Annotated in this window: 33 protein-coding genes; 21 read left to right on the plus strand and 12 right to left on the minus strand. The window is 59.9% G+C overall.

The genetic code is table 11. The annotated features are described in order from the left end of the window. The 14 genes from rpsQ (at position 1) to AC0V6X_RS04005 (ending at position 7,946) form a co-directional block, all read left to right on the plus strand. On the plus strand, positions 1 to 300 hold the full coding sequence (rpsQ, locus tag AC0V6X_RS03940) for a 30S ribosomal protein S17 (protein ID WP_486183288.1): 300 nt from the start codon (positions 1 to 3) through the stop codon (positions 298 to 300). A gap of 101 nt (positions 301 to 401) precedes the next feature. Further along, positions 402 to 770, plus strand: a complete 369-nt coding sequence (gene rplN / locus AC0V6X_RS03945; RefSeq protein WP_010411138.1) for a 50S ribosomal protein L14 — start codon at positions 402 to 404, stop codon at positions 768 to 770. Positions 771 to 772: 2 nt separating this feature from the next. Next, positions 773 to 1,093, plus strand: a complete 321-nt coding sequence (gene rplX / locus AC0V6X_RS03950; RefSeq protein ID WP_486183289.1) for a 50S ribosomal protein L24 — start codon at positions 773 to 775, stop codon at positions 1,091 to 1,093. After that, complete coding sequence (gene rplE, locus AC0V6X_RS03955; RefSeq protein WP_486183290.1) at positions 1,086 to 1,664, plus strand: 50S ribosomal protein L5; 579 nt, start codon at positions 1,086 to 1,088, stop codon at positions 1,662 to 1,664. Before rplX ends, rplE begins: the two co-directional genes overlap by 8 nt. Positions 1,665 to 1,710: 46 nt before the next feature. Then, positions 1,711 to 2,016, plus strand: coding sequence for a 30S ribosomal protein S14 (gene rpsN, locus AC0V6X_RS03960; protein ID WP_486183291.1), 306 nt, complete (start codon positions 1,711 to 1,713; stop codon positions 2,014 to 2,016). A gap of 11 nt (positions 2,017 to 2,027) precedes the next feature. After that, positions 2,028 to 2,423 carry a 30S ribosomal protein S8 gene (gene rpsH, locus AC0V6X_RS03965; RefSeq protein ID WP_486183292.1) on the plus strand — a complete coding sequence of 132 codons (396 nt, stop codon included), beginning with the start codon at positions 2,028 to 2,030 and terminating at the stop codon, positions 2,421 to 2,423. Then, positions 2,423 to 2,956: a 50S ribosomal protein L6 gene (gene rplF / locus AC0V6X_RS03970; RefSeq protein ID WP_486183293.1), complete on the plus strand. Its 534-nt coding sequence runs from the start codon at positions 2,423 to 2,425 to the stop codon at positions 2,954 to 2,956. The genes rpsH and rplF overlap by 1 nt, the downstream gene beginning before the upstream one ends. 1 nt (position 2,957) lies before the next feature. Further along, the gene (gene rplR / locus AC0V6X_RS03975) at positions 2,958 to 3,302 is read left to right on the plus strand and encodes a 50S ribosomal protein L18 (protein ID WP_486183294.1); all 345 of its coding nucleotides are present in this window, start codon (positions 2,958 to 2,960) and stop codon (positions 3,300 to 3,302) included. Continuing rightward, a complete protein-coding gene (gene rpsE, locus AC0V6X_RS03980; protein ID WP_486183295.1) occupies positions 3,302 to 4,099 on the plus strand; it encodes a 30S ribosomal protein S5 in 798 nt (265 codons plus the stop codon). The genes rplR and rpsE overlap by 1 nt, the downstream gene beginning before the upstream one ends. Positions 4,100 to 4,105: 6 nt before the next feature. Continuing rightward, the gene (gene rpmD, locus AC0V6X_RS03985) at positions 4,106 to 4,282 is read left to right on the plus strand and encodes a 50S ribosomal protein L30 (protein WP_486183296.1); all 177 of its coding nucleotides are present in this window, start codon (positions 4,106 to 4,108) and stop codon (positions 4,280 to 4,282) included. A 75-nt stretch (positions 4,283 to 4,357) separates the two neighbouring features. Then, entirely contained in the window at positions 4,358 to 4,840 is a 483-nt protein-coding gene (gene rplO, locus AC0V6X_RS03990; protein WP_486183297.1) for a 50S ribosomal protein L15, read from the plus strand. Between the two features lie 159 nt (positions 4,841 to 4,999). Continuing rightward, complete coding sequence (gene secY / locus AC0V6X_RS03995) at positions 5,000 to 6,364, plus strand: preprotein translocase subunit SecY (RefSeq protein ID WP_486183298.1); 1,365 nt, start codon at positions 5,000 to 5,002, stop codon at positions 6,362 to 6,364. Positions 6,365 to 6,452: 88 nt separating this feature from the next. After that, positions 6,453 to 7,097: an adenylate kinase gene (locus AC0V6X_RS04000; protein ID WP_486183299.1), complete on the plus strand. Its 645-nt coding sequence runs from the start codon at positions 6,453 to 6,455 to the stop codon at positions 7,095 to 7,097. 60 nt (positions 7,098 to 7,157) lie between these two features. After that, positions 7,158 to 7,946 (plus strand): SRPBCC family protein, encoded by a 789-nt coding sequence (locus AC0V6X_RS04005; protein ID WP_486183300.1) that lies wholly within the window; start codon positions 7,158 to 7,160, stop codon positions 7,944 to 7,946. Between the two features lie 42 nt (positions 7,947 to 7,988). Here AC0V6X_RS04005 and AC0V6X_RS04010 read toward each other — a convergent pair whose 3' ends face one another. Both AC0V6X_RS04010 and AC0V6X_RS04015 read right to left on the minus strand, forming a co-directional pair. Then, positions 7,989 to 8,465 carry an ArsI/CadI family heavy metal resistance metalloenzyme gene (locus AC0V6X_RS04010; RefSeq protein ID WP_486183301.1) on the minus strand — a complete coding sequence of 159 codons (477 nt, stop codon included), beginning with the start codon at positions 8,463 to 8,465 and terminating at the stop codon, positions 7,989 to 7,991. After that, positions 8,462 to 8,800 carry an ArsR/SmtB family transcription factor gene (locus AC0V6X_RS04015; RefSeq protein WP_486183302.1) on the minus strand — a complete coding sequence of 113 codons (339 nt, stop codon included), beginning with the start codon at positions 8,798 to 8,800 and terminating at the stop codon, positions 8,462 to 8,464. The genes AC0V6X_RS04010 and AC0V6X_RS04015 overlap by 4 nt, the downstream gene beginning before the upstream one ends. Positions 8,801 to 9,187: 387 nt before the next feature. Here AC0V6X_RS04015 and rpsM point away from each other — a divergent pair, with 387 nt between their 5' ends. The 7 genes from rpsM (at position 9,188) to AC0V6X_RS04050 (ending at position 14,983) form a co-directional block, all read left to right on the plus strand. Next, the gene (rpsM, locus tag AC0V6X_RS04020) at positions 9,188 to 9,556 is read left to right on the plus strand and encodes a 30S ribosomal protein S13 (protein WP_486183303.1); all 369 of its coding nucleotides are present in this window, start codon (positions 9,188 to 9,190) and stop codon (positions 9,554 to 9,556) included. A 61-nt stretch (positions 9,557 to 9,617) separates the two neighbouring features. Next, positions 9,618 to 10,007 (plus strand): 30S ribosomal protein S11, encoded by a 390-nt coding sequence (gene rpsK / locus AC0V6X_RS04025; protein ID WP_067598921.1) that lies wholly within the window; start codon positions 9,618 to 9,620, stop codon positions 10,005 to 10,007. Between the two features lie 123 nt (positions 10,008 to 10,130). Beyond that, positions 10,131 to 11,186 (plus strand): DNA-directed RNA polymerase subunit alpha, encoded by a 1,056-nt coding sequence (locus AC0V6X_RS04030; protein WP_486183304.1) that lies wholly within the window; start codon positions 10,131 to 10,133, stop codon positions 11,184 to 11,186. Between the two features lie 138 nt (positions 11,187 to 11,324). Continuing rightward, entirely contained in the window at positions 11,325 to 11,753 is a 429-nt protein-coding gene (rplQ, locus tag AC0V6X_RS04035; RefSeq protein WP_486183305.1) for a 50S ribosomal protein L17, read from the plus strand. 92 nt (positions 11,754 to 11,845) lie between these two features. After that, the gene (locus AC0V6X_RS04040; protein ID WP_486183306.1) at positions 11,846 to 13,270 is read left to right on the plus strand and encodes a serine hydrolase domain-containing protein; all 1,425 of its coding nucleotides are present in this window, start codon (positions 11,846 to 11,848) and stop codon (positions 13,268 to 13,270) included. Between the two features lie 165 nt (positions 13,271 to 13,435). Next, positions 13,436 to 13,978 (plus strand): hypothetical protein, encoded by a 543-nt coding sequence (locus AC0V6X_RS04045; protein WP_486183307.1) that lies wholly within the window; start codon positions 13,436 to 13,438, stop codon positions 13,976 to 13,978. A 156-nt stretch (positions 13,979 to 14,134) separates the two neighbouring features. Beyond that, positions 14,135 to 14,983 (plus strand): hypothetical protein, encoded by an 849-nt coding sequence (locus AC0V6X_RS04050; RefSeq protein ID WP_486183308.1) that lies wholly within the window; start codon positions 14,135 to 14,137, stop codon positions 14,981 to 14,983. A gap of 10 nt (positions 14,984 to 14,993) precedes the next feature. Here the strand turns inward: AC0V6X_RS04050 and AC0V6X_RS04055 are convergent, their stop codons facing one another. The 10 genes from AC0V6X_RS04055 to AC0V6X_RS04100 are packed head-to-tail and all read right to left on the minus strand — an operon-like array spanning position 14,994 to position 26,419. Further along, the gene (locus tag AC0V6X_RS04055) at positions 14,994 to 15,668 is read right to left on the minus strand and encodes a trimeric intracellular cation channel family protein (RefSeq protein WP_486183309.1); all 675 of its coding nucleotides are present in this window, start codon (positions 15,666 to 15,668) and stop codon (positions 14,994 to 14,996) included. Next, the gene (locus tag AC0V6X_RS04060) at positions 15,665 to 16,360 is read right to left on the minus strand and encodes a PepSY domain-containing protein (protein WP_486183310.1); all 696 of its coding nucleotides are present in this window, start codon (positions 16,358 to 16,360) and stop codon (positions 15,665 to 15,667) included. Before AC0V6X_RS04060 ends, AC0V6X_RS04055 begins: the two co-directional genes overlap by 4 nt. 23 nt (positions 16,361 to 16,383) lie before the next feature. Then, complete coding sequence (locus AC0V6X_RS04065) at positions 16,384 to 17,742, minus strand: amidase family protein (protein WP_486183311.1); 1,359 nt, start codon at positions 17,740 to 17,742, stop codon at positions 16,384 to 16,386. Between the two features lie 39 nt (positions 17,743 to 17,781). Next, complete coding sequence (locus AC0V6X_RS04070) at positions 17,782 to 18,765, minus strand: Rossmann-fold NAD(P)-binding domain-containing protein (protein ID WP_486183312.1); 984 nt, start codon at positions 18,763 to 18,765, stop codon at positions 17,782 to 17,784. A 4-nt stretch (positions 18,766 to 18,769) separates the two neighbouring features. Next, positions 18,770 to 20,188, minus strand: coding sequence for a dihydrolipoyl dehydrogenase (gene lpdA, locus AC0V6X_RS04075; RefSeq protein WP_486183313.1), 1,419 nt, complete (start codon positions 20,186 to 20,188; stop codon positions 18,770 to 18,772). Next, complete coding sequence (locus AC0V6X_RS04080; protein ID WP_486183314.1) at positions 20,181 to 20,729, minus strand: acyltransferase; 549 nt, start codon at positions 20,727 to 20,729, stop codon at positions 20,181 to 20,183. The genes lpdA and AC0V6X_RS04080 overlap by 8 nt, the downstream gene beginning before the upstream one ends. Positions 20,730 to 20,737: 8 nt before the next feature. Next, a complete protein-coding gene (locus AC0V6X_RS04085; protein ID WP_486183315.1) occupies positions 20,738 to 21,976 on the minus strand; it encodes a class I SAM-dependent methyltransferase in 1,239 nt (412 codons plus the stop codon). 40 nt (positions 21,977 to 22,016) lie between these two features. Beyond that, the gene (locus AC0V6X_RS04090; protein WP_486183316.1) at positions 22,017 to 22,304 is read right to left on the minus strand and encodes a hypothetical protein; all 288 of its coding nucleotides are present in this window, start codon (positions 22,302 to 22,304) and stop codon (positions 22,017 to 22,019) included. 30 nt (positions 22,305 to 22,334) lie between these two features. After that, the gene (gene odhB, locus AC0V6X_RS04095) at positions 22,335 to 23,561 is read right to left on the minus strand and encodes a 2-oxoglutarate dehydrogenase complex dihydrolipoyllysine-residue succinyltransferase (protein WP_486183317.1); all 1,227 of its coding nucleotides are present in this window, start codon (positions 23,559 to 23,561) and stop codon (positions 22,335 to 22,337) included. 29 nt (positions 23,562 to 23,590) lie between these two features. Then, on the minus strand, positions 23,591 to 26,419 hold the full coding sequence (locus tag AC0V6X_RS04100) for a 2-oxoglutarate dehydrogenase E1 component (protein WP_486183318.1): 2,829 nt from the start codon (positions 26,417 to 26,419) through the stop codon (positions 23,591 to 23,593). Positions 26,420 to 26,442: the final 23 nt, after the last annotated feature.

Raw genomic sequence — 26,442 nt, forward strand, 5'->3', positions numbered from 1 at the left:
ATGCCGAAACGTATTCTGATCGGGACTGTCACCTCTGACAAAACCGACAAAACCGTGACCGTTCTGGTCGAGCGTAAGGTGAAGCACCCCCTTTATGGGAAGATCATCCGTCGCTCGAAGAAGTATCACGCGCATGATGAGAAGAACGAATTCACCATGGGTGACATCGTTCGGATCGAAGAGACAAAGCCGATCTCCAAGACCAAGACCTGGGCCGTCAAGGACCGCGTCGTGGCCGGCGGAGTGCAGGCGATCGAAGCTGACCTTGATGTGGCGGAAGCCACTCCGGGCGGCGAGTAATCTGACGCGCCCCTCGCTAGTTGGAGGGGCAACCAAGACGGAACTGCTGAGCCCCGGTTGGTATCGGGTGTCCCAGCAAGCCAAGAGAAGGAAACGGATCCATGATCCAGATGCAATCCAATCTCGACGTCGCGGACAATAGCGGCGCAAAGCGCGTCCAGTGCATCAAAGTGCTGGGTGGCTCTAAGCGCCGGTTTGCCTCCGTTGGCGACGTGATCGTGGTCTCTGTGAAAGAGGCCCAGCCGCGCGCTAAGGTGAAGAAGGGTGACGTCCACCGTGCCGTCATCGTTCGCACCAAGAAGGACGTTCGTCGTCCCGATGGCAGCGTGATCCGCTTCGACAGCAACGCCGCTGTCCTGGTCAATAAGAGCGAAGAGCCAATCGGCACTCGTATCTTTGGCCCGGTGGTGCGTGAACTGCGCGGTCGCGGCTTCATGAAAATCATTTCGCTCGCTCCGGAGGTGCTCTGATCATGGGTGCTGCAAAGATCAAGAAGGGTGACGAAGTCGTCGTTCTGGCTGGCAAGGACAAGGGCCGCACCGGCACCGTGTCGAAAGTCATGCCGAAGGAAGGCAAGATCGTGGTTGAAGGCGTGAACGTCGCAACCCGTCACCGCAAACCGACCCAGCAAAACCCGCAGGGTGGTATCGACCGCACGCCGGCTCCGATGCCTATCTCCAAGGTTGCAATTGCTGATCCCAAGGATGGCAAGCCCACCCGCGTCCGCTTCGAAGAGAAGGACGGTAAGAAGGTGCGCGTTGCTGTGAAGAGTGGGGAGGCCATCGATGGCTGATTATACGCCTCGCATGAAGGCCAAGTACGATGACGCCATCGTCAAGGCCATGACTGAGAAATTCGGCTACACGAACCGTCTTCAGGTCCCGAAGCTTGAAAAGATCACGCTCAACATGGGCGTGGGCGAAGCGAGCCAGGACAAGAAGAAGGTCGCGATTGCCGCTGAAGAGATGGCTCTGATCGCTGGTCAGAAGCCTGTCATCACCCGCGCGAAGAAGTCGATTGCTCAGTTCAAGCTGCGCGACGGCATGCCTATCGGTTGCAAGGTGAACTTGCGCCGTGACCGTATGTATGAATTTCTCGACCGTCTGGTGACGATTGCGATGCCGCGTATTCGCGACTTTCGTGGTCTGAATGCCAAGTCGTTTGATGGCCGTGGCAATTACGCCATGGGCATCAAGGAACAGATCATCTTCCCTGAAATCTCGTACGACAAGATCGACAAGGTTCGGGGTATGGACATCATCATCACCACGACCGCCAAGACCGACGAAGAAGCTCGCGAGCTGCTGCGTCTGTTCGGCTTCCCCTTCCAGGGCGAGGCAGGCGATCAGAAGGAAGCGGCGTAAGCCCGTTTCCATGACTGAAATTCAATAGGAAGAGAGCTTAAGTCCAATGGCGAAACTGAGTTCGATCAACAAAAACGAGCGTCGTAAGAAGCTCGTCCAGAAGTACGCAGCGAAGTACGAAAAGCTGAAGGCTATCGCTAATGATGAATCGCTTGATGAAAGCGAACGTCTGATTGCGCGCCTGAAGATGGCTGAGATTCCGCGCAATGCGAATCCCACCCGTGTTCGCAATCGCTGCGCCACCACCGGCCGCCCACGCGGCTATTATCGCAAGTTCGGCATCAACCGTATCGAACTGCGGAATCTCGGCAACCGGGGTATGATCCCGGGTCTGACCAAGTCGAGCTGGTGAGGAATTAACAGATGGCTATGACCGATCCACTGGGTGATATGCTCACCCGCATCCGCAACGGCCAGCGCGCGAAGAAGGACTCTGTCCTGTCGCCCGCGTCCAAGCTGCGTGCGAACGTTCTCGAAGTGCTTCAGCGTGAAGGCTACATCCGTGGCTATTCAGAAGACGAGACCGGCAAGCACCCTGCGCTGCGGATTGAACTGAAATATTTCGAAGGCGAGCCGGCGATCAAGCACGTCGCGCGCGTCTCCAAGCCGGGCCGCCGCGTCTATTCGGGAAGCCAGGAGCTTCCGGTTGTACGCAACGGTCTTGGTATCACCATCGTCTCGACCCCGCGCGGTGTCCTTTCGGACGCTGAAGCTCGCGCAAGCAAGGTCGGCGGCGAAGTTCTTGCGGAGGTCTTCTGATGAGCCGCATTGGTAAAAAGGCGGTCGCAATCCCTGGTGGGGTTACGGCCAGCATCGACAACGGCACGCTGACTGTGAAAGGCCCCAAGGGCACTCTCACGCTGGGTCTGTCTGATCTGATCGACTACAAGGTCGAAGGTGACGAGATCCAAGTCAATCCGGCTAACGACACGAAGCAGGCGCGCTCCTATTGGGGCATGCAGCGCACGCTGGTTGCCAACCTGGTTGAAGGTGTGACCGAAGGCTTTTCCAAGACGCTTGAGATCACCGGTGTCGGCTATCGTGCCAACGCACAGGGCAAGAAACTGAAGCTTGAGCTTGGTTTCAGCCACGATGTGATGCTCGACGTGCCGGAAGGCATCGAAGTCAAAACGCCCGATCAGACCACGGTCGAGATCTCTGGCATCGACAAGCAGGCCGTTGGTCAGTTTGCCGCCGAGATCCGCGAATGGCGCAAGCCTGAGCCGTACAAGGGCAAGGGCATCAAGTATCGCGGCGAGTATATCTTCCGCAAGGAAGGGAAGAAGAAGTAAGATGGCAAAACTTTCTCTCTTTGAACGTCGCCGCCGCCGTGTTCGCACCGCTTTGCGTGCTCGTGGTGGTGATCGTCCACGTCTGTCGGTGCACCGCACTGGCCGTCACATCTACGCGCAGATCATCGACGATGCTGCTGGCAAGACTGTTGCTGCTGCTTCGACTTTGGGCGCTAAGAAGTCGGGCGCGAACGTTGATGCCGCAACGCAGGTTGGCAAGGACATTGCCGCCGCTGCGAAGAAGGCTGGTGTGACCACTGTCGTGTTTGATCGCGGCGGGTTCCTGTTCCATGGCCGCGTGAAAGCGCTGGCCGATGCCGCTCGTGAAGGCGGGCTGGAGTTCTGATGATGGCTGACGAAAAGAAAACTGAAGAAGCCGCAACCGAAACCGCTGCACCCGAAGCGGCTGCTCCTGAAGCAGCGCCTGCGGAAGCGGCACCTGCTGCTGAAGCTGCTCCGGCAGAAGCTGCGCCTGCTGAGGCTCCGGCCGAAGCTCCCAAGGCGGAAGAACAGCGCGGTCGTGGTGGACGTGGTGGTCGTGGCGGCAATGATCGTGGCCGTGGCCGCGGTGGCCGTGACAACCGTCGTGGCAAGCGCGAAGAAGAAGATGATGGCATCATCGAGAAGCTCGTGCACATCAACCGCGTCTCAAAGACGGTGAAGGGTGGTAAGCGCTTCGGCTTTGCTGCGCTCGTCGTGGTTGGCGATGGTCAGGGCCGCGTTGGCTTTGGCCACGGTAAAGCGCGCGAAGTGCCTGAGGCTATCACCAAGGCTACCGCTGCGGCTCGCAAGAAGATGATCCGCGTTCCGCTCAAGGAAGGCCGCACGCTGCACCATGATGGCAATGGCCGTTTTGGTGCCGGCAAGGTTACCGTTCGCACCGCGCCTCCGGGTACTGGCATTATTGCCGGTGGTCCGATGCGTGCAGTGTTCGAGAGCTTGGGTGTCGCTGACGTTGTGACCAAATCGGTCGGTACGTCGAACCCTTACAACATGATCCGCGCCACCTTCGAGGCGCTGCAGGACCAGACTTCGCCGAAGTCGGTTGCTCAGCGTCGCGGTAAGAAGGTTGCCGACCTCTTGGGTCGTGGCGGTTCGAGTGCAGCTGAGGCGGAAGTCGACGCTGCTGCAATCGCGGAGTAAAATCAGATGGCTACCATCAAGATCAAACAGATCGGTTCGCCGATCCGTCGTCCCGAGAAACAGCGCCAGATCCTGATCGGCCTGGGCCTCAACAAGATGCACAAGGTCGTTGAGCGGAAGGACACTCCTGAAGTTCGCGGCGCGGTCGCCAAGATCCCGCATCTGGTTGAGATCGTGGACTAAACCAAAAAATGGGGCCTCGCGTGACCGCGGGGCCTCAACCTTTCAGCGCGAAGAAAAGCGAAAGCGAGTGCAATTATGAAACTTTCAGACATCCGTGACAATGAAGGCGCCCGTAAGGGGCGTATGCGCAAGGGCCGTGGTATCGGTTCGGGCAAGGGCAAAACCGCAGCGCGCGGTCAGAAGGGCCAGAAGAGCCGTTCCGGCGTCGCGATCAAGGGCTTCGAAGGCGGTCAGATGCCGCTTCACATGCGCCTGCCAAAGCGTGGCTTCAACAATCCGTTCGGCAAGGACTATGCCGAGGTGAACATTGGCATGGTCCAAAAGTGGATCGACGCCAAGAAGATCGACGGCAAGAAGGACATCACCGAAGAAGTCCTGCGCGCAACCGGTCTGGTTCGCGGCGGCAAGGACGGTGTCCGTCTGCTGGGCAAGGGCGAAATCAAGGCCAAGGCCAAGTTCGTTGTTACCGGCGCCACCAAGGGCGCGATTGCAGCTGTTGAGAAAGCTGGCGGCAGCGTCGAAGTGACCGCTCCGGCCAAGACTGAAGCAGCCGAATAAGTTCGAATATCATCTCCCGGGCCGTCGGCCAGACGCTGTGCTGATGGCCCGGGATGATGAAAAGTGAGCCTTGGGGTTCGACATTCGACCCCGCTCTTCCTATTTAGGCTCGCGTGGTTGGGAAACTCCGACCAAAACTTGTAGGATCGATACCGAAAAATGGCTTCACGCGCCGATAATGTCGCAAGCAATCTGAACCTGGGCAACTTTGCTCAGGCGACTGAGCTGCGCCAACGCATCTGGTTCACCATTGGTGCGCTGATCGTTTTCCGTTTCCTCAGCTTTGTGCCGCTGCCGGGCATCAATCCGCTCGCGCTTGATGTTTTGGCTGAGTCGCAACAGGGCGGTATCCTTGGCATGTTCAACATGTTCACCGGCGGCGCGCTGGCGAATATGAGTCTGATCGCACTGGGCGTGATGCCATACATCACGGCATCCATCGTGGTGCAAATGGCCTCGGCGCTGCACCCGACACTTGCCGCTCTCAAGAAAGAGGGCGCTACGGGCCGTCAAAAACTCAATCAATACACCCGCTACGGCACAGTCTTCCTGTGTGCGATCCAGGGGTGGTTCCTTGCTACGGGCCTTGAGACCCTCGCCAGCGCGCAGGGGCTCGAAGCCGTGGTGAACCCCGGCTATGGTTTCCGCGTGGGCGCCGTTATCAGCCTTGTGGGCGGCACTATGTTCTTGCTTTGGCTGGGTGAGCAAATTACTTCACGCGGGATCGGTAACGGCGTTTCGCTGATCATCATGGCAGGCATTGTTGCCCAATTCCCGACCTTCGCGATGAACATGTTCGAAGGCGGCCGCACCGGCTCAATCGCTCCGACCATCATCATCAGCTTCCTCGTTATGGTTGCCGTGCTGATCTTGATCATCAGCTTTGTCGAGCGAGCGCAGCGCCGCTTGCTGATCCAGTATCCCAAGCGCGCAACCCAGCAAGGCATGATGCAGGCAGACCGCTCGCACCTGCCGCTGAAGCTCAACACCGCCGGTGTTATCCCACCGATTTTCGCAAGCTCGCTGCTGCTGCTGCCGCTGACGATCTCCCAGTTTGCCGGCCAATCGATAGATACGTCCAGCACTTCGGGCAGCATCATCCAGACGCTGAACCAATATCTTCAGCATGGTCAGCCGATCTACATGCTGCTCTACGCGGTCGGGATCATCTTCTTCTGCTTCTTCTACACCGCCGTTGTTTTCGATCCGGAGGACACCGCGGACAATCTGAAGCGCAATGGTGGTTTCATCCCCGGCATCCGCCCAGGCAAGCGGACCGCTGACTATCTCGAATATGTTCTCACCCGCATCACCGTTGTCGGCGCGATCTATCTGACCGTCGTCTGCGTGGTGCCCGAGTACATGATCGCCCAGACCGGCATTCCGCTGTTCCTTGGCGGAACCAGCTTGCTGATTGTGGTCAATGTGACCGTTGATACGATCAGCCAGGTCCAGTCGCACCTATTGGCGCACCAATATGGCGATCTCATCAAAAAGGCTAAGTTGAAAGGCCGCATGCGCTGAGGGTAAGAACCCGCAGACGTTGTCAGCCGTTAAGAGATAAGAAAGCGCGCCAAGGGGTGCACCCGGCGCGATTTGAGGGGACTGTTTCTTGAACATCATTCTTCTTGGACCTCCGGGGGCAGGCAAGGGCACGCAAAGCGCTGGCCTGGTTGAGCGCCACGGCATGAAGCAGCTTTCCACCGGCGACATGCTGCGCGCAGCGGTCAAGGCAGGGACGCCAGTAGGCCTCGAAGCGAAAGCGGTGATGGATCGCGGTGAGCTGGTTTCTGACGAAATCGTCTCTTCGCTGATCGACGAGAATCTGGCCGCAATGCCCGCCGAGCAGGGCGCTATCTTCGACGGCTATCCACGCACGGCGGCTCAGGGTGAACAACTCGACGCTTTGCTGGCCAAGCATGGACGCACTTTGGATCATGTGATTGAGCTGGAAGTCGATGTCGACGCTCTGGTTGAACGTATCACGGGCCGCTTCTCCTGCGCCAATTGCGGCGCCCTTTATCATGACACCGCAAACCCTCCTGCCAAGGAAGGCGTGTGCGATGTCTGCGGCCACACCGAATTCAAGCGTCGCCCCGACGACAATGAAGAGACCGTGCGCACCCGCATGGAAGAATACCGCGCCAAGACCGCGCCAATTCTTCCCGGCTATGAAGCACGCGGCATTGTGACCCGTGTTGACGGCATGGCCGATATCGATGCGGTTGCCGGATCTATCGACGCCATTCTGGGCTGATAGCTCTTCCCTCCCGCATCCAGCTTCTCTAACCCTGTCTGCGGACTAGGGAGGCTTGCTTTGCGTAAATTCCAACTGACTTGTGCTGCTGCCGTGTTCGCCGCGAGCACCGCTGCGCCTGTCGCTGCTGAAGTGGTGCAGGCGGGCGACAACCACTTCATCACCCGCAATGAAGCCATCGTCGAGGCGAGCCTGACTGAAACTTGGCTTGCGCTGATCAGCCCGGCAGGCTGGTGGTCGAGCGAGCACACTTGGTCAGCCGATGCCGCCAATCTGACGCTGACGCCTCAGGCAGGCGGCTGCTTCTGTGAGAAGATCCCGGAGGTCAACGAACCCGACCGCTTCACGCTGGAAGGCAGCGTTGAGCACATGCGGGTGATCCAGGCCTATCCTGAAGTCGCTTTGCGTATGACCGGCGCGTTAGGGCCGCTTCAGAGCGAGCCTGTCACCGGCATCCTCACCATTGCGCTTAGCGAGGTCGAGAATGAGGATGGCGTGACCGGCACAAAGATCGTGTGGGAGTACAATGTCGGCGGCCAGATGCGCTATCCGATCCCGGTGATCTCAAACGCGGTGGACGGCGTGATGACGCTGCAACTGACGCGGCTTGCTGACAATCTCGGCACGATCGTCGCTCCGGCAGCACCGGCACCGCCGCCTCAGCCAGAGCCGGAACCTGCGCCCGAGGATGAGCTGTCGGATGACGACATCATTCCTGAGGACAGCCCTAGGGACAGCAACGCGCCGATTGTGATCGACCCTGAAGCGGTGCTTGAGGCGCCTGCGGAAGAGCCGAGCGGTCCTTCGGCGGTGGATGAGGCGTTTGACGATCTAAGCGGGCCGGGCTGACCAAGGCAGCGCCGCCGGTGCAAAGTCGGCGCGGGCGCGTTCTCAACAGCATGACAAGCCAACGCTGGGCGGACCCGAGAATGCGGGCTTGGCGCCTGTGGGTTCGGCCTCTGCAGGCTCGGACATATCCGGGCCGCTATCATCGCCATAGGTCGGCGCGTCTGACAGCGTGTGGAACATCTCCCAGATCACATTGCTGGGGTCTTTGGTCCAATGCTTGTTGCCATTGGCATAGCAGCAATGCGCATCTTTCTCTGGAGCCGAGGCAATCTCCGCCGCATCGAGGCGCGCATGCAGGTGTTCAAGTTCCGCTTCGCTACCCGCCTGAATGCCGACATGGTTGATCCCGGTCTCAAACCCCTCGCGGTCGCTGATGGCGAGGTTGATGCGCGGGTCGTCGATCTCCCATTTCACATAGTCGTCTTTGACCACAGCAGGTTCTGCGCCAAAAAGGGCGGAGTAGAAGGCCGTCGACGGCTCAATCGCATCGACGCTGATATGGATGTGCAGGCGTTTCATTTCAGGGGACTCCTTTGGTTGTCTTCAGGGAGGGCAAATTCGCCGACGATCTCCGGCACACCCGAACAGCAATCCTTCATCAGAAAGCCGAGCAGCGCGCGAAGCGTGTCGTAATTGGCGCGGTAGATGATGGAGCGACCGTCTCGCTCGGACGAGACCAGCTGCGCAGCGTCCAACTTGGTCAGATGGGCGGAGAGCAGATTGGCGCTGATGCCAAGCTGAGATGCGATAGCACCAGCAGGCAGTCCGGCATCTCCAGCGCGGACGAGCAGCTTGACAGTGTCGAGTCGCGTTTCCTGAGAAAGCGCTCCAAAACAGGCGAGGGCGGTCTTCATTTCCATAGTTCAACGAATATTGAAACGATTCGGGTATGTCAAGAGTGGACGGGTGGCGCGGCGACTTTGACCGGCGCTTTGCCAGCGTGTATTCATGCTCTTGAAACACCTTCTTAGTGGCCCATATTGGTCGCTCGGTCGTTTATGCGTGGCTGAGGTGTTGACGGATGCTCCGCAGTGCCCTAAGCGCGCGGCTCATTCGACACGTTCGAGTCATTGGGAATCAGTCCGGTCAGGCACTGCTGATACAGCTTTGTGCCATCCGGGCTTTTGCCGTTTCAGGCCAATCTGGCCGGCTGTGACGAAGGCGTGTTGGTGTTTTGAGCGTTGAGATAGGGCAGGCGGGCCATTGGCTTCGTGAGTTCCCTGTGGAGCATGGAGAATTAAGTGGCTCGTATTGCCGGGGTAAACATCCCCACAAACAAGCGTGTGATTATCGCGCTGACCTATATTCACGGAATTGGCCGCACAACGGCTGTCCAAATCGCCGACAAGCTTGGCATCCCGCACACCGCACGCGTTCAGGACCTCACCGATGAGGAAGTCCTGCGCATCCGCGAAACGATCGACGCCGACCATACGGTTGAAGGCGATCTGCGTCGTGATACGGCGATGAACATCAAGCGTCTGATGGACCTGCGTTCGTATCGTGGTCTGCGTCACCGCAACCAGCTGCCCGTTCGCGGTCAGCGCACGCACACCAACGCCCGCACCCGCAAGGGTAAGGCCAAGCCGATCGCTGGGAAGAAGAAGTAAGCTTGCGGGGTAACCCGACGAAGCTTTTCCCTTCTCCCGATAGAATAAGGATAAACGAACAATGGCACGCGAACCCGCCAAGATCAGGCGCCGTGACAAGAAGAACATCACCAGCGGCGTTGCGCATATCAACGCCAGCTTCAACAACACCATGATCACCATCACCGATGCTCAGGGCAATGCGATCAGCTGGTCCAGCGCAGGCATGATGGGCTTTAAGGGATCGCGCAAATCGACCCCTTATGCCGCTCAGGTGGCTGCTGACGATGCAGGTAAGAAGGCGGCGGAACACGGTGTTCGCACGCTGGAAGTCGAAGTGAAGGGTCCGGGCTCTGGTCGTGAGAGCGCTCTGCGCGGTCTCGCTGCTGTGGGCTTCAACATCACGTCCATCCGTGACGTGACGCCGATCCCGCATAACGGCGTGCGTCCTTCAAAGCGTCGCCGCGTCTAATCCCGTTTAGGTCGGTGGCAGTCCAACGGGGCCGCCACCTTCCAACCGGGGTCGCAGGGCTGACGAGCGCGCGATCCCGACCTTGAAACTGAACCGCTTACGTAAGCGAACAAGGGGAAATCCATGTCCGTCAATATGAAGAACTGGCAGGAACTTAAGAAACCCAACGCTCTCGAAATCAAGGAAGGCGGCGACAAGAATCGTAAGACCACCTTCGTCGCAGAACCGCTGGAACGCGGCTTTGGTCTGACTCTTGGTAACGCGCTGCGCCGTGTGCTGCTGTCCTCGCTTCAGGGCGCGGCCATCACCTCGATCAAGATCGAGAACGTATTGCACGAATTCTCTTCGCTGGCAGGCGTCCGCGAAGACGTGACCGACATCGTCCTCAACGTGAAGCAAATCGCGCTGAAGATGGAAGGCGAGGGGCCCAAGCGCCTGCAGCTTTCGATGACCGGTCCAGCCACCGTCAAAGCGGGTGACATTGCTGTCACCGGCGACATCGAAGTGATGAACAAGGATCTTGTCCTGTGTCATCTCGACGAAGGCGCGACGCTGAACATGGAACTGACCGCTGACGTGGGCAAGGGCTATTCGCCTGCTGTCCAGAACCGTCCGGCCGATGCGCCGATCGGTCTGATCCCGGTCGACTCGCTCTACAGCCCGGTTCGCCAGGTTAGCTACAAGGTTGAGAATGCCCGTGTTGGTCAAGAGCTTGATTTCGACAAGCTCTCGTTGACTGTTGAGACCGATGGCACCGTCACCCCGGAAGACGCCGTGGCCTATGCCGCGCGCATCCTCCAGGACCAGCTGACGCTGTTCGTCCACTTCGAAGATGGCATTCCGCAGCCGCAATCGGCGATGATCGGCCAGGCCGCAACGCCGCAAGAAGACGATGCGAACCAGCTCAACCGTTACCTCCTCAAGAAGGTCGACGAGCTGGAACTGTCGGTCCGCAGCGCAAACTGCCTCAAGAACGACAACATCATCTACATCGGCGATCTGGTCCAGAAGACCGAAGCCGAGATGCTGCGCACCCCGAATTTTGGCCGCAAGTCCCTGAACGAGATCAAGGAAGTGCTGTCGTCGATGGGTCTGCGTCTGGGCATGGACATCCCCGGATGGCCGCCTGAGAACATCGAAGAAATGGCCAAGAAGCTCGAACAAGAGCTGCTGGGCTAACCAAGGTTTCGGCGGCGCACCTCAAGCGCCGCCAGCTTTGGGGTACCTTACACGGCCCCTCAACGAACCGCTGATCCCTTCAGGGAAAGTGGGAACCGGTTTCCCGCCCGGAAGGGTCAGCAAACAAAGGATGGAATTATGCGTCACGGAATTTCTCAACGTAAGCTTTCGCGCAAGTCGGGCCACCGCAAGGCTCTCTTCCGCAACATGTCGGCGGCTCTGATTAAGCACGAGCAGATCTTCACCACCGAAGCCAAGGCGAAAGAACTGCGTCCCTATGTCGAGAAGCTGGTCACTCTGGCCAAGCGCGGCGGTCTTTCGAACCGGCGTCTCGCCATGACGCGCCTGCAGGACGAAACCCAGCTGAAGAAGCTGTTCGAAGTTCTGGCAGAGCGTTACAAGGACCGCGACGGCGGCTACACCCGCGTGATCAAGGCCGGCCCGCGCGCCAGCGACAGCGCGATGACCGCTGTGATCGAGTTCGTGGATCGCGACGAAGACGCCAAAGGTCAGGACTCTGGTCCGAACATGGCTGAAGTCGACGAATACGCCGAAGCGCAAGCCTAAGCGCTGGACGTTTCGACCAACGACAAAGAGGGGCTGGCGGAGAGATCCGCTGGCCCTTTTCTTTTGGGCGCGCATGGCTAGGCTCTGCGTCCATGAACAAGCTATACCTCAGTGCCGCAGCTGCGGCCTCCATCGCCGCTTTCTCCACCCCAGCCACAGCCCAATCCGCGCAAGAGCGGTTGGATGCACGCTATAATCAGGCGCTTGCCGCTGGCTACAAGGCGCTGTTCCTGTGCAGCGCGATTGCCAATGCGGAGGCCAATGGCACTACGCGCACGCCAGAGAGCGTCCATGAGTGGGAGCTGACCGGCGTGAACTCGCGCTATGACGACTTCATCCGCGAGCTTCCCTATGAAATCGTGCGTCGCCCCACCGGCCAGATCGCCCATGTTCAGGTCGAATGGGACGACGACATGCCTGACCGCGTCGCGATGTATTTCGGGACAAGCACGGGTTGCTCAATCATGCCCATTGGTACGCCAGAGGATTACAGCGATCCTGAGAGAGGCATTCCTCGCGCAAGTAGTGATGTTGGCAATGAAGAGACAGGTCGCCTGCCGATTGCTGAGGCGAACAACCGTGGTCTTACTCGGCATATGAACGCTGCCATAGAGGGCGACGGCTATGGAGAAGGCGCGCGTACAACTGCGATTGTCGTCCTTCAGAACGGTGCAGTGCGCGAAAGTCGCTATGCGAATGGATATGCTTGGAACACGCCGCAACGCACATGGTCGGTCGCCAAAAGCATCGCGGCGACATTCGTCGGCATGGCAGCTTTGTCGGATGTGCATGATGTTCAGGACCCGGTGAACCTTAACTATTGGCGTGGCGGCGGCGCTGCTGATCAGCGTCGGACGATCACGATTGATCACGCTTTGCGCATGGCCTCGGGGCGTTACTCCGACACGCCGGGCAATCGCACCGAACCAATCTATTGGGGCGGATCAACGGTTGATGAGCGCGCAACGCACTGGCCGCTGATTCATCAACCGGGCACGGTCTATCGCTATTCGAACAACGACACGCTGATGGCGATCAAGGGGATCGAGGAGTATATCGGATTCAACGGTGTCGATGAGATGATCCGGCGGATCGGCATGGAGCACACCTATATCGAAACCGACTCGCGCGGCGGTGCGGTGCTGTCGAGCCAGGTCTGGACCACAGCAGAGGACCTTGCGCGATTAGGTCAGCTTTATCTCCAAGACGGCGTGTGGGAAGGAGAACGCATCCTGCCCGAAGGCTGGGTGGATTATGTCTCCGACCCCAGCGGTCCTCAGCCAGAAGGCACCAATTGGGGCTATGGCGCGGGCTGGTGGACCTTCCGCCGCCCGGAAGGCAATGCGTTTGAGGGAATTCCCGATGACGCCTTCGCCGCGCGCGGCAATCGCGGGCAATATGTCGTCGTTGTGCCGAGCCGTGATGTCGTGATCGTCCGACGCGGGGAGGACATGGTCGGAACCCGATTTGATATCGCGGCCTTTACGCGCGACGTACTTGGGGCGCTTGGAGACTGAGCAATGCGGCTCGTTACGCCGCGATACATCCATTCATGTTAGAAGGTATAAATCTGAACATCTGCTGCAAGCCTCGGTCAGATTGACCTCAGAATCGTTCATCTAAAAGGGTTCCACAGTGAACGGAAATGGTTCCACCCACTGAAAACCCGAGGATGAACCCACATGACGACTTTGAAACAAACTCTCACAAAGGGTGCGCTCGGGACTGTCGCGGCTGGCGCGATGGCCCTTGCCACTGCAACCCCTGCCGCTGCGAATGATCGCCACCGCGATCGTGGTGTCGACGCCGGTGACGTAATCGCAGGCGCTCTGATTATTGGCGGTATTGCCGCTATTGCTGGAGCCTTCGACGGTGATGGTGATCGCAACTATCGCGACCGGCGCTACCGTGATCGCAACTATCGCGACAACCGTGGCTACCACAATGACGGCTTCCGTGGTCGTCGCGGAGCAGAGCAGGCGATTGAACGTTGTATCCGCACAGCAGAGCGCCAAGCGCGCAGGTTTGGCGGATGGCGCTTTGCCGACGTGACGCAAATCCGCGACGTTGACCGCACCCGCTTCGGCTTCCGCATTCGCGGCCGGATGGAGGTGCAAGGCAACCAATTCCGCGGACGCAATTTCGACCGTGGCCGCTTCACCTGCTACGTCGAGCGTGGAAACCGTGCGCAAATCGACTTTAGCGGTATCCGCGGACTGCGCTAAGCCCACCAAAACGCCTCTGATTGAGGCGAAATGACCCACCACCAAGATAGGCGGTTCAGGTAGCGTCAAGCCTGGACCGCCTATCGCGCGTTCAGCTAGAGCGAGTGGTGGACGCTCACCTTAACATTTTGGTGAAGTCAAACAGGAGGGGCCCCCATGGCTCAAAACTCACCCGCTTATCTCTTCAAATCACGCAGGATCGGCGCGCTGGCTTGTACGGTCGCGGCCGTCTCCATGGTCGCGACACCGGCCTATGCTGCCGAAGCTCTGCCCGAGATCACGGCGGAGCCAGTCAGCGCGGTTGGGCTTGAATGGTCCGACACGCTGCTCGACCCGACGCAGTTTGATCCTGAGGCTGAGACTACCGAATATTGGGGCCGCCGTTGGCGTGGTCGGCGCTATCGCCGTAACCGCATCCGGGGCGGAGACATCTTGGCAGGCGCGCTGATCATTGGCGGTATCGCTGCCATTGCAAGCGCTGCGAACAACAACAACCGTCGCCGTGACCGTGATGTAGTCGTGGTCGAGCGGGAGCGTTCGCGCGATTATGAGGATCAGCGCGATGATCGCCGCACCAATCGCAGCACGAATTCCGGCTCGGGCATCGACAATGCCGTTTCCATCTGCCTCAACGAGATTGAGCGTGATGTCCGCGTCGACAGCGTCGATGGTGCAAGCCGCGCGGCCTCTGGCTGGATCGTGACCGGTACGCTCTTCAACGGCTCGGGCTTTTCCTGCCAGATCGACAATAATGGCCGCATTTCAGGCGTCGACTACGGAGGATTCTCCGGCGTGAGTGCGGATGAGGCCGAGGGTCAGTGGTCAGAGCAAAGCTATGCCAGCGCCCGTGCTTCCATGCCGACACAGCGTCCGAGTGATCCGGCAACGCTCACCTATGCTGAGGCTGATGAGGATGCTCGTCCTCTGGTGGATGTCGCTGAAGATCAACCGTTACCGGCCTATCCCGGCGGTCCGCTTCCGGGCGAGGAAGATCTGGGCGGTTAATCAATCAGAGCTATCTCTGAGGCGGGGCGTCACCTTCGGGCGGCGCCCCGTTTTTCTTTGAACCATAGGTCGGCAACGCCAGCTCGAACCGAATTGCCGCGCTGCGGAGGGCAAAGCCTGCAACCAGTGCGACGATCCAGATCATCCAATTGGCAAGGCCAAGGCCGGGCGCGAACTGCATACCCAGTACGGTCAGAGCAGCGCTCAAGGCCGCGGCGGTGACGTAGAGTTCAGGCTGCATGATGATCGACGGGCGGCCTGCGACCACGTCGCGGATGACCCCTCCGACGCAGCCCGTGATGATACCCATCAGGATCGCCGGAATTGGCGGGATGCCGTATGCGATCGCTTTCGCGCTGCCGAGCACCGCATAGGCGGCGAGGCCGAGCGCGTCAGCGTAGTCGAGCAGCTTGCCCTCCCACCACTTCATCGGCGTGAACCATGCGGCAAGCGCGGTGCCCAGGCAGACCGCCGCCACCCACGGATCGGTCATCCAGAACACCGGCGCGTCGATCAGCAGATCGCGCACTGTCCCTCCACCCACACCGGTGACGAGGGCGAAGAAGGCCATGGTGACGAAGGTCTGCCGCTCACGCGCGGCCACGAGCGCTCCCGACAGAGCGAAGATCGCAATGCCGATCAGGTCGAGCACGTCGAGGATAGGGGTGAGGACGGCCTCGTTCATACGCGCGCCTTCACCTTGGACTTGCGCCGCCGGAACATGAGCACACAGCCGAGCAGGGCGCCGGTCAGCGACAGACCTGCGAACAGGATCAGGATCGGGTGGCTGGTGTCTTCACGCTCAGACATGTCCATGATGTGGATCCCCCAGGCAAAGTCGAACCAGCGCCACCAGCGTGTGCGAACCGCTGCGATTTCTCCTGTATCGCGCCCGACATAGATGTGGGTGCCGTCCTCCAGCGCGACTTGCCACACGGGCATTGGGCGGCGGAAGTCGAAGGGCACGTCCTCAGCAGCGAAGAAGGTGACGGCGCGGACCTGATCTCCGCCCACGATCCGCTTTGCGACCAGCGCACGGGCAGCTGCAGCGTCGAGGGCGGGAATTGCCTCTCCGCTCTCCATATCGACCCGCGTGGTTGCTCCGTCGAGCGTGGTCAGGATCGCCACTGCGCGCCCGTCCTGCATGGTCACGCGCATCTCTTTCAGCTGTGCGTCCTGCGTGGCAAGATCGCTGTCCGCTAGCACCAGAGCGGCTTCCTCCTGAGCGATGCGCAGATGCTCTCCGCGCACTTCCTCAATCGGCTTGATGACCATGAACAGCCCGCTGGCGAGCCACATAACAATGGGCACACCAACCAGCCAGCTGAGCCAGATATGCCACTGCGCAAAGCGTTTCAGGAGAAGGGTTTGTGCCATCCGCCGCCCATGAGCCTTTGCGCCTATCCGTGCAAGATTTTCCCGATCTCGCCCGCCGCATGGATGCAGTCGAGGTCGCTCATAAACGGCCCCATGACCTGCATTCCGCAGGGCAGCAGAGACCCTTCATATGTGCCGCTGCCAATCGGCAGAACGGTCGCGGGCAGGTTTGGGAAGGTCGCGATGCCTGCCCATGCGAGGCCAGCGGCTCCGGGAAGGTCCTGGCCGTTCACTCGGATGGTCCCATCAAAAACGCGGCCTTCCAGATGCGGCACGGCCAGCACGGGGGCAGGCGGAGCGAGGACAAAGTCGTAGCTCTCGAATAGCTGTGCCCACTCAAACGCCTTGGCCGCCTGCGCGTCGAGCAGATCAAACCAGTCGGTCGCGGTTGCACGTGTGCCGTTCTTTGAGGGAGCTCCGCGCGCCATCGCGATGTTGAGCATGCGCATATAGGCATCCTGCTGCCCCTCGAGATCGGGGATCAGGTCGCTGCTGCGATCGACTTGAGTGCCTGCCGCGATCAGAGCTTCGATGGCGGCTTCGGTCGGCTCGGCAACCGAGGCATCGACAGGCGCTCCGGGATATTCGGTGATGGCGAGCAGGCGGCACTCTTTGAGCGGTTTCCCTTTGCGAGCGAGCGGATATTGCGCGGCCACCTCCATCATCAACGCCAAGTCTTCTGCGTTGCGTGTGATCGGTCCGGCAATGGAGAGCGCGCCATCATGCGCCGCGACAAAGCCCTTTCGACGCGCCATTTGCGGGTGGTCGTGGCCTTGCTTGGAGACGAGACCCCAGCTCGACTTATGCCCCCACACACCACAGAAATGGGCCGGCACGCGGACCGAACCACCGATATCGGTGCCGAACTCGCAAGCGACCATTCCGCTTGCCACCGCTGCCGCGCTGCCTCCGGAGGAGCCTCCGGGAGAGCGGGTCACGTCATGTGGGTTGTTGGTGCGGCCATAGACCGGGTTAACGCTCTGCCAGTCGGTGAGGTCGACCGGCACGTTGGTCTTGCCGACAATCACTGCGCCCGCCGCCTTCAGCCGCCGCACCAGATCGCTGTCGCGCGGAGCGATGTAGTTGGTGAGCCGCTGGTGCCCCCAGCAACTTTGCAAGCCCTCGACGTCGAAGCTTTCCTTGACCGTCATCGGCACGCCGAAAAGTGGTTGGTTGGGGGAGGGGCCTGCTGCATCCATCGCCTTCGCGCGCTCATAGGCCCGCTCAAAATCCGGCACGGCTAGCGCGTCGATCTCCGCATCCAGCTGCTCGATCCGAGTGATCGCCGCGTCCACCGCTTCGGTAACGCTGATCTCGCCCGCGCGGATCGCCGCAGCAGTCTCAGCCGCGCCGGGTTTATCAGTCAGTTGCGGATAGGTCATTGCCGGTCACTCCCACTCTCCAAGTTGCTTGTTAACGCATCAAAGTGAGGCAAAAAAGCGATCTTCCGCAGCGTAGTCGAAGGGATCAAAGGGATAGCTTGCGAGCACTGGAAACGCCGCGCGCCAATCGGCGGGGTTGAAGTCGCAGAGCCACTTCACCGTGCGATTGACCTCTGTTTCGTAGTCAAATGCATTTTGGCCTTTCCGAAGCTTATCGCAGTTCAGGGTTAGCGGCTTTCCTACTGACCAAGGCGTTCGTCCTAAGTTGCCGTCATTTTCAAGCATCACAAATTCAGGTGCGCAGTCCATGTGCCGCGCAATGCACTGACCAATTTCTGACACTGAAAGAGCGGTTTCGTCGCCGACGTTATAGGTTCCGCCGACTTTGCGTTTGGCAAGCCTGACTGCATACCAAGCGAGCTCCGTCACGCTGCTCGTTTGGAACCGAGATTCCCCTCGATACATCAGCGGAATGCGCGCGCGTCCATCGAGTATGCGCTTCACAAACCACCACTCGCGAGGATGGCGAGAATAGGGGCCATGAATGGCCGCTGGCCTAAGGATCGTCACACGATCACCGAAGAGCTCGCGCGCTTTGTTCTCCATCCGCACTTTGCGCGTGGAATATGTCTCTGGCCCGGGAGGAACGACCGCGTTGGTTTCCGAAATTGGCCCGTCAAACTCGGGCCACCCATTCTTCGCGGCTTCGTCCAGCGTGCGTCCTTGCGCATCGCAATAGACGCTCGCGGAGGAAATCAGGACGAGGTGACCGATCTTGTCCGGATCGTATCGAAGCACGTCCTCTTCATCGAATGCGATTGTATCGAGCACAATCTCCGCTTCGGGGACGGGATCCTGGCCTTTGACGTAGTGATCGAAGCTGTCCGCGATGCCCGGCTCGTCAACCCATGCAGGCTGCGAGCGCGCACAAATTCTTACGTCGCTATAGCCCTCAATCCAGAACTGGCCCCAAGCTGCGTGAGCAATTTGGCCTGCGCCGATGATTGCCGCTTCGTGGACCATCCGATCACATATGGATCGGCTTGCCTTGGACCGCCATTGCCGCTTCCTTGAAGGCTTCGGCGTGGGTCGGATGGGCGTGGCAGGTGTAGGCGATGTCTTCGGAGGTTGCTCCGAACTCCATCGCTTGTGCTGCCTGAGCGATCATTGTGCCGGCCAGTGTGTTGATCATCCACACGCCCAGCACGCGGTCGGTTTCGGCGTCCGCGATGACTTTTACAAAGCCATCGGGGTCGCGGTTTGCCTTCGCGCGGGAGTTAGCCATCATCGGGAACTTGCCGACTTTGACCTTGCTCTTGTCGCCGCCCACAGCCTCGATCGCTTGCTCTTGCGTCAAGCCAACGCCTGCGATTTCGGGAGTGGTGTAAACGACGTTGGGGATCACATCGTGGTTCACAATGCCAGTTTCGCCTGCGATGTTCTCTGCCACCGCGACGCCTTCATCCTCGGCCTTGTGCGCGAGCATGGGGCCGGGGACGACATCGCCGATGGCCCAGATGCCTTCAATGCTCGTGCGGAACTCGTGGTCGATCTCGATCTGACCGCGATTGTTGACTTGGAGGCCCGCCTTGTCGAGCGCCAGGCCGTCTGTGTTCGGACGACGACCGATTGAGACGAGCACGTGGCTTGCCTCAAGCGTTTGTTCGTCACCGCCTTCGGATTTCTCGATGGTGAGCGAGACTTTCTTGCCCTTGACCTCGGCGCCGGTGACCTTGTGGCCGAGCATCCATTCGAGGCCCTGCTTTTTGAAGATCTTGTTGGCTTCCTTGCGCACTTCCTCGTCCATGCCGGGGAGGATTTGGGGCAGGAATTCAACCACAGTGACCTTCGCGCCGAGCCGCCGCCAGACCGAGCCAAGCTCCAGCCCGATGACCCCGCCGCCGATGACGACGAGGTGCTCTGGCACCTCGGAAAGCTCAAGCGCGCCGGTTGAGTCCACAATGCGCCCTTTGGCGTTGTCGACCTCGACACCGGGGAGGGGAGTGACGCTGGAGCCGGTTGCGATGACGATGTCTTTCGCGGTCACGGTCTGATCGCCGACCTTGACGTTGTGCGCATCCTCAAAGCTGCCGAGGCCTTTGAGCCATGTCACTTTGTTTTTCTTGAACAGAAATTCGATCCCGCCGGTCAGCTCGCCCACGGCCTTGGTCTTCTCGTTCATCATTTTGGACAGGTCAAAGGTGGCTTTTGCATCGATGCCCCAAGTTGCGAAGTGACCGCCTTCGGCCTCTTCGAACAGTTCGGAGGCGTGGAGGAGCGCTTTGGAAGGGATGCAGCCGACATTGAGGCAAGTGCCGCCCAAGGTCTCGCGGCTTTCCACACAGGCGGTCTTCAAGCCCAGTTGGGCTGCCCGGATAGCGGCAACATAGCCACCGGGGCCAGCGCCAATGACAAGGCAATCGTAATCGTAGGAGTGGTCAGCCATGGTTTGAATGATCCCGTTCGTCAGGCTTTGAGTCTGTAGTGTCCAGCGGCCCATTTAGGGCCTCTTGTTGCGTTTCGCTATCGCTAGTTTGGCTTACGTCTTCAATACGACCTTCGGCCCACTCGACCGTGCGGCCATAGTGTCCGGTGACAAGGTCGGTTTTGACGATGCGCGCAGGGTTTCCGGCGACCATGCAACGGTCGGGAACGTGGCCGTTCACGACTGTCCCAGCGCCGATAATGCAGTGATCCCCGATAGTTACACCCGCCGTGATGATCGCATTCGCACCGATGAAGCAGCATTTGCCGATCTTGGTATTGTCGTGATGCGCGCCGACATAATCGTGGGTGAAGATGCGCACTCCGGGCGTGACGATGGTGTAGTCGCCGATATGCACGCCTTTTGGGTAGGTGTAGTCGAGCGTTGCTTTGCTCGAAATCCGCACGCCTTTGCCGATGCTCATGCCCCAGACATGGCGCAAATATACGCGGCGCATCGCGGTGAGCATAACGTAGAGCTGTTTGCGGATCGCGGTGAGCATAGCGCCTTTTAGCCCTCCACCCGGCGCAAATGCCAGTAAATGCCGATCGTCATGAACTTCTCCAGCGCGGGGATGATCGAAGGGATTAGCAACGCTTGCATGGCCAGGCGTTTCAAGGGCGAGGAGGAGAGATTGCGGCGGGCGGAGATAACCTCCACCGGCAGGCCTTCCAGCGCCGCGCGGAAATCGGCGGGGGTGGCTCCGTTGAAGCCGAGTTCCTGAATTGTCTCGGGCGTGTTGCCGTCCGCATCCTTGAGCCGGTCGAGGAAAGCGCGGTTGTTCCTCGGCAAATGCGCCCATGGTGTTTTGGGCGCGATCAGCCGGTGGTGGCCGTAGGGCGAGTGCCAAAGGGGCGAGAAGCCGATGAACAGCTCTCCGCCCGGCTTGCAGGCATTGACGACAGCGCGCAGCGTGTCGGGCAAATGCATCACATGCTCCATCACGTCGGAGGAGACGACGATGTCGGCTGGTTCAACCTCGACCTCGCGGATGTCTTCGCAGCGGAAATCGACGCGGCCATCCCACTGGCTCGCGACCTTCCACTTGGCGAAATCGGTCGTGTCGGGGTTGAGCTCTATGCCGGTGGCCGAGGAGGCTCCGGCCTCCATCAACATCTGCACCATTGCGCCGCGACCCGAGCCGAAATCGAGCACGCGCTTGCCGGTGACGTCAGGCATGCCTCCGAAACGCTTCCAATATTCGGGCAGGCGCTGGTGGAGCGTTTCAGCGAAACGGCGCTCGTGGAATTCTAGCTGGTCGAGAAGGCTGGGCCCGCGCTCCTCTTCAGGGCGGAGCATGCGTTCATAGGTGCCGCGCCAAGGATAGCCCTGCTTGACAGTCTCGGAGCCGGGTTCTGGATACTTTGCGATGAGTTGGTTTTGCACGGCTTTTGGCTGAGATCGCAGCCATGGCCAGAACGTGTGCCAGTAATCCTCGCCGTGACCCATGCGCCAACCGATTGAGCCAAGACCGATCTCCGGCGCGTAAACCCAAGGCGGGGGCAGCAGGCCTTCCTCATCGCGGTAGCTGTCAGCATGGCATTTGGGATCGTAGCGAGGTACGCCGAAGGTTTCGTAGAAGCGCCCGTCGCATGGGGCCGGCGGCATATGCGTCTCGCGGTATTCGGCCTGCTCCTCCTCCGGAAGAAGGCAGAACCATTCGCGCCATTCATTGAGATAATCGGACTTCGCGATGATCCAATGCGCGTCTTTGAACAGGTGGGGCTCGGCGACCCAGGGAGGGCTCATCTCCGCTGCCATCAGCGACCCATCAGGCAAAGCCCGCCACTCATCCTGCGGGAGGCGTTCCTGCTTCGCCTACGCATTGGGCAAGGATGCCCTCGATCTGCGCGTCGCTGATGTCGGTGATGAGACCATAGCGCTCCATGCTGGCGTCGATGGCGCAATTGCAGATCGCGATGGCGTCATCCATGGGCACGTTCACCTTGGCTTGCTCAATACAGGCAGCGACCTCAACCGAGCGGTAGTTTGCGCGCGCTTCCTCCTCGCTCTCAGCCGCGCCACATGCGGTGAGGGCGACTAGGAGCGGGGCGGTGATCCAGGCAGAGGTCTTCATCTTGGTATTCTCCCCTTCAAAGAAGCGCGATCAAAGGTCGATCAGCATCCGGGTCGGGTCTTCAATCGCTTCCTTGATGATCTTCAGCGCCGTAACAGCCTCGCGCCCGTCGATCAGGCGGTGGTCGTAGCTGAGCGCGATATACATCATCGGCTTGATCACGACCTCGCCATTCACGGCAACCGGGCGATCTTCGATCCGGTGGAGGCCAAGCACGGCGCTCTGCGGCGGGTTGATGATCGGGGTCGACATCAGGCTGCCGAACACGCCTCCGTTGGAGATCGTGAAGGTGCCGCCGGTCATGTCGGCCATGGTGAGCGAGCCTTCCTTGGCGCGCTTGCCGTAGTCGGCGATGTCTTTCTCGATCTGAGCAAAGCCCTTCGCTTGGCAATCGCGCACGACCGGCACCACGAGGCCGTTCGGAGCCGAGACCGCGACCGAGATGTCGACATAGTCGTGATAGACGATCTCATCGCCTTCGATGTAAGCGTTGACGCTGGGCACGTCCTTCAGCGCAAGGCACGCAGCCTTCGCGAAGAAACCCATGAAGCCTAAGCGAATGTCATGCTTCTTGGCGAACAGGTCCTTGTACTTGGTGCGCGCTTCGATGACCGCGCTCATGTCCACATCGTTGAACGTAGTGAGCAGCGCAGCCTCTTCCTGCGCGCCTTTCAGACGGCGCGCGATGGTCTGGCGCATGCGGGTCATCTTGACGCGCTCTTCGCTTCGAGCGCTGTCGGAACCAGCATGTGCACGCGGAGGAGTAGCAGCAACAGGCGCAGCGGTAGCGACTGGCGCCTTATCCTTCGCCTTGGCCGCGGCGAGCACATCTTCCTTGGTGATGCGGCCGCCTTTGCCGGTGCCCTTGATCGTGGAGGGGTCAACGCCGTGCTCCAGGACCGCGCGGCGCACGGCGGGGGAGAGCGTCTCGGCTGCTGAGGTCGCGTCCTCACTCGCGGCCGGGGCAGGTGTGTCCGCTTTCGCCGCTGCTGGAGCTGGCGCCGGTGTAGCTGCCGTTTCGCCTTCCTCGATCACCGCGATCACCGCGCCGACCTCTACCGTGTCGCCTTCCGCCGCGCGATGCTCGGTAAGCACGCCCGCAACGGGCGAGGGGACGTCAACCGCGACCTTGTCGGTCTCAAGCGATGCAATCGGCTCATCCACGGCAACCGCGTCGCCGGGCTGTTTGAGCCATTCGCCAATCGAACCTTCAGTGACCGATTCCCCGAGTGCCGGGACAGTGATTTCAGTGGCCATTTTGCGTTATCCCTGAATGAATACTTGAATTACTGAGCAAGCCCGAGCGCATCAGCGACCAGCTTTTCCTGCTGTGCGACATGGCGCTTGGCGAGGCCCGTTGCGGGCGAGGCAGATGCATCACGGCCCGCATAGATCGGACGCATGCCGGTGTGACCTGCCTTGGTGAGCGAATCCTCGATCTGGTTCTGAACGAAGAACCACGAACCGTTGTTCTTCGGCTCTTCCTGACACCAGATCACCTCCTGCAAGTTTGTCATCCGCTTCAGACGCACAGCGAGCGGATCGCCGGGGAAGGGATAGAGCTGTTCTATCCGAACGATAGAGACGTCTTTCAATCCTTTCGCATCGCGCTTTTCGATGAGGTCATAGGCGACCTTGCCCGAACACAGGACGAGGCGCTTGATTGTCTTGTCATCCGCGCTGTCCGGCTCCATCGAGGGGTCGGATTTGATTCGCTTGAACTGCGCTTCGCCGAGGAATTCCTCGCGGCTGGACTTCGCCATTGGGTGACGCAGCAGCGATTTCGGCGTCATGATGATGAGCGGCTTGCGGAAAGACCGCAGCATCTGGCGACGCAGAACGTGGAAGTAATTCGCCGGCGTCGTGATGTTGCAGACCTGGATATTGTCGCTGGCGCACAGTTGCAGGAAGCGTTCGAGGCGAGCAGACGAGTGCTCCGGACCCTGACCTTCATAACCATGCGGCAACAGCATCACGAGGCCGTTGGCGCGCAGCCACTTGGCCTCACCGCTGGCGATATATTGATCGATCATGATCTGCGCGCCATTGGCGAAGTCGCCGAACTGCGCTTCCCACAGCACGAGAGACTTGGGATCGGCCATTGCAAAGCCGTATTCAAAGCCGAGCACGCCATATTCGGACAGGGTGCTATCGTAGACCTCGAACTTGCCGTGGGGCAGGGTCGTCAGCGGGATGTATTTGTCCTCGGTCTTCTGATCGACCCAGACAGAGTGGCGCTGCGAGAATGTGCCGCGGCCTGAATCTTGCCCGGACAGGCGGACATTATAGCCCTCCATTACGAGGGAGCCGAATGCGAGCGCCTCTGCAGTCGCCCAGTCGAAGCCTTCGCCGGTCTCAAACATCTTGGCTTTTGCTTTGAGAACACGGCCCAAGGTCTTGTGAATATTCACACTCTCGGGAACTTCAGTCAGCGTGCGCCCCAGCGCGTCAAAGGTCTTGCGCTCAATCGCTGTTTCTACGTTGCGCCGCGCGGTTTCATCGTCGGCAGGCTTGTTAAGACCGGCCCAGCGCCCTCCGAACCAGTCAGCTTCGTTGGCCTTGTAGCTCTTTGCTGCCTCAAATTCCTCCTCGAGATGAGAAACGAATTCTGCGGCGACTTCCGCGCGGTGGCCTTCGTCGATCACACCCTCTTCGATCAGGCGTTGTTCGTAGACGCGGCTGACCTTGGGGTGTTTGGCGATGATGTCATACATCAGCGGCTGAGTGAATTTGGGCTCATCGCCCTCATTGTGGCCGAAGCGGCGATAGCACCACATGTCGATCACAACATCGCGCCCGAACTTCTGGCGGTATTCGACCGCAAGCTTGCAGGCGAAAGTCACAGCCTCTGGATCGTCGCCATTGACGTGGAGGATCGGTGCCATGACGCCCTTTGCGACGTCGGATGGGTAGGGCGAGGACCGCGCGAAATTGGGCGAGGTCGTGAATCCGATCTGGTTGTTGATGATGAAGTGGAGACAGCCGCCCGTATCATAGCCGGGGACGCCGGAGAGCGAGAGGCTCTCCCACACCACGCCCTGACCCGCAAACGCCGCATCGCCGTGGATCAGCACGGGCAGCACCTGCTGCTTCTGCGTCAGATCATCGCGGATCGCCTGCTGCGCGCGGCTCTTGCCCAGCACAACCGGGTTCACCGTCTCGAGGTGCGAGGGGTTGGGCGTCAGCGACATGTGGACTGATATGCCGTCAAACTCGCGGTCGGTGCTGGTGCCGAGGTGGTATTTCACATCGCCTGAACCGCCGACATCGTCGGGGTTGGCAGAGCCGCCGGAAAATTCGTGGAAGATCACCTTGTAAGGCTTGGCCATGACGTTAGCGAGGACGTTCAGACGCCCACGGTGCGCCATGCCGTAGATGATTTCACGCACACCGGCTGAGCCGCCATGTTTGATCACCGCCTCCAGCGCTGGGATCATCAACTCCCCGCCATCGAGGCCGAAGCGCTTGGTCCCGACATATTTCTTGCCGAGGAATTCCTCATATCCTTCCCCGCGAAGGACAGCGGCTAGGATCGCCTTCTTCCCTTCGGGCGTGAACTGGATCGTGTCGCCGGGGCTTTCGAACTTGTCCTGCAGGAAGCGCCGCTCTTCAGTGTCGGCGATGTGCATGTATTCAAGGCCAACCTTGCCGCAATACACTTCGCGCAGGCGGCTGTAGAGCGCGCCGACCGTGGTCCAGTAAAGGCCCAGCACCCCGCCGACAAAGACCTCTTCATTCTCCTTGCCCGCAAGGCCGTGGAAAGCGAGGCTGAGGTCTTGCGGTTCGACTCGCTTGCTCGACAAAGCCAGCGGATCCAGCTCCGCCCCCATATGCCCACGCACACGGTAGAGCCGCACCAGCGTCATCGCCGCGATGGAGAGGCTAGCCGCCTTCTCAATCGCTGCGGGATCGGCTGCCTTGCCCGCAGACTTCGCCGCCTTGGCAATCGTATCCTTGGCTTCGAGCAGCATCTGCGTCGGGTCCATCGCAGCTGTGCGGTCGGCGTCTGCCTCTGACACTTCGGCAAGCCACTTGGGATTGCCCCAGGAAGGACCGGGTTGCGGGCCTTCCTGATCGGTCATTTCGGGGACGAAGTTCAGAGGTTCTTCACCCATAGTACGTTCCTTGGGGAGGAGTG

This window comes from Erythrobacter sp. S267 (assembly GCF_057365045.1).

Coding starts and splice junctions, on each gene's coding strand:
- rpsQ (WP_486183288.1), top strand. CDS start 1: ATGCCGAAACGTATTCTGATCGGGACTGTCACCTCTGACAAAACCGAC.
- rplN (WP_010411138.1), top strand. CDS start 402: ATGATCCAGATGCAATCCAATCTCGACGTCGCGGACAATAGCGGCGCA.
- rplX (WP_486183289.1), top strand. CDS start 773: ATGGGTGCTGCAAAGATCAAGAAGGGTGACGAAGTCGTCGTTCTGGCT.
- rplE (WP_486183290.1), top strand. CDS start 1,086: ATGGCTGATTATACGCCTCGCATGAAGGCCAAGTACGATGACGCCATC.
- rpsN (WP_486183291.1), top strand. CDS start 1,711: ATGGCGAAACTGAGTTCGATCAACAAAAACGAGCGTCGTAAGAAGCTC.
- rpsH (WP_486183292.1), top strand. CDS start 2,028: ATGGCTATGACCGATCCACTGGGTGATATGCTCACCCGCATCCGCAAC.
- rplF (WP_486183293.1), top strand. CDS start 2,423: ATGAGCCGCATTGGTAAAAAGGCGGTCGCAATCCCTGGTGGGGTTACG.
- rplR (WP_486183294.1), top strand. CDS start 2,958: ATGGCAAAACTTTCTCTCTTTGAACGTCGCCGCCGCCGTGTTCGCACC.
- rpsE (WP_486183295.1), top strand. CDS start 3,302: ATGATGGCTGACGAAAAGAAAACTGAAGAAGCCGCAACCGAAACCGCT.
- rpmD (WP_486183296.1), top strand. CDS start 4,106: ATGGCTACCATCAAGATCAAACAGATCGGTTCGCCGATCCGTCGTCCC.
- rplO (WP_486183297.1), top strand. CDS start 4,358: ATGAAACTTTCAGACATCCGTGACAATGAAGGCGCCCGTAAGGGGCGT.
- secY (WP_486183298.1), top strand. CDS start 5,000: ATGGCTTCACGCGCCGATAATGTCGCAAGCAATCTGAACCTGGGCAAC.
- AC0V6X_RS04010 (WP_486183301.1), bottom strand. CDS start 8,465: ATGAAACGCCTGCACATCCATATCAGCGTCGATGCGATTGAGCCGTCG.
- AC0V6X_RS04015 (WP_486183302.1), bottom strand. CDS start 8,800: ATGAAGACCGCCCTCGCCTGTTTTGGAGCGCTTTCTCAGGAAACGCGA.
- rpsK (WP_067598921.1), top strand. CDS start 9,618: ATGGCACGCGAACCCGCCAAGATCAGGCGCCGTGACAAGAAGAACATC.
- AC0V6X_RS04030 (WP_486183304.1), top strand. CDS start 10,131: ATGTCCGTCAATATGAAGAACTGGCAGGAACTTAAGAAACCCAACGCT.
- rplQ (WP_486183305.1), top strand. CDS start 11,325: ATGCGTCACGGAATTTCTCAACGTAAGCTTTCGCGCAAGTCGGGCCAC.
- AC0V6X_RS04040 (WP_486183306.1), top strand. CDS start 11,846: ATGAACAAGCTATACCTCAGTGCCGCAGCTGCGGCCTCCATCGCCGCT.
- AC0V6X_RS04045 (WP_486183307.1), top strand. CDS start 13,436: ATGACGACTTTGAAACAAACTCTCACAAAGGGTGCGCTCGGGACTGTC.
- AC0V6X_RS04050 (WP_486183308.1), top strand. CDS start 14,135: ATGGCTCAAAACTCACCCGCTTATCTCTTCAAATCACGCAGGATCGGC.
- AC0V6X_RS04055 (WP_486183309.1), bottom strand. CDS start 15,668: ATGAACGAGGCCGTCCTCACCCCTATCCTCGACGTGCTCGACCTGATC.
- AC0V6X_RS04060 (WP_486183310.1), bottom strand. CDS start 16,360: ATGGCACAAACCCTTCTCCTGAAACGCTTTGCGCAGTGGCATATCTGG.
- AC0V6X_RS04065 (WP_486183311.1), bottom strand. CDS start 17,742: ATGACCTATCCGCAACTGACTGATAAACCCGGCGCGGCTGAGACTGCT.
- AC0V6X_RS04070 (WP_486183312.1), bottom strand. CDS start 18,765: ATGGTCCACGAAGCGGCAATCATCGGCGCAGGCCAAATTGCTCACGCA.
- lpdA (WP_486183313.1), bottom strand. CDS start 20,188: ATGGCTGACCACTCCTACGATTACGATTGCCTTGTCATTGGCGCTGGC.
- AC0V6X_RS04080 (WP_486183314.1), bottom strand. CDS start 20,729: ATGCTCACCGCGATCCGCAAACAGCTCTACGTTATGCTCACCGCGATG.
- AC0V6X_RS04085 (WP_486183315.1), bottom strand. CDS start 21,976: ATGAGCCCTCCCTGGGTCGCCGAGCCCCACCTGTTCAAAGACGCGCAT.
- AC0V6X_RS04090 (WP_486183316.1), bottom strand. CDS start 22,304: ATGAAGACCTCTGCCTGGATCACCGCCCCGCTCCTAGTCGCCCTCACC.
- odhB (WP_486183317.1), bottom strand. CDS start 23,561: ATGGCCACTGAAATCACTGTCCCGGCACTCGGGGAATCGGTCACTGAA.
- AC0V6X_RS04100 (WP_486183318.1), bottom strand. CDS start 26,419: ATGGGTGAAGAACCTCTGAACTTCGTCCCCGAAATGACCGATCAGGAA.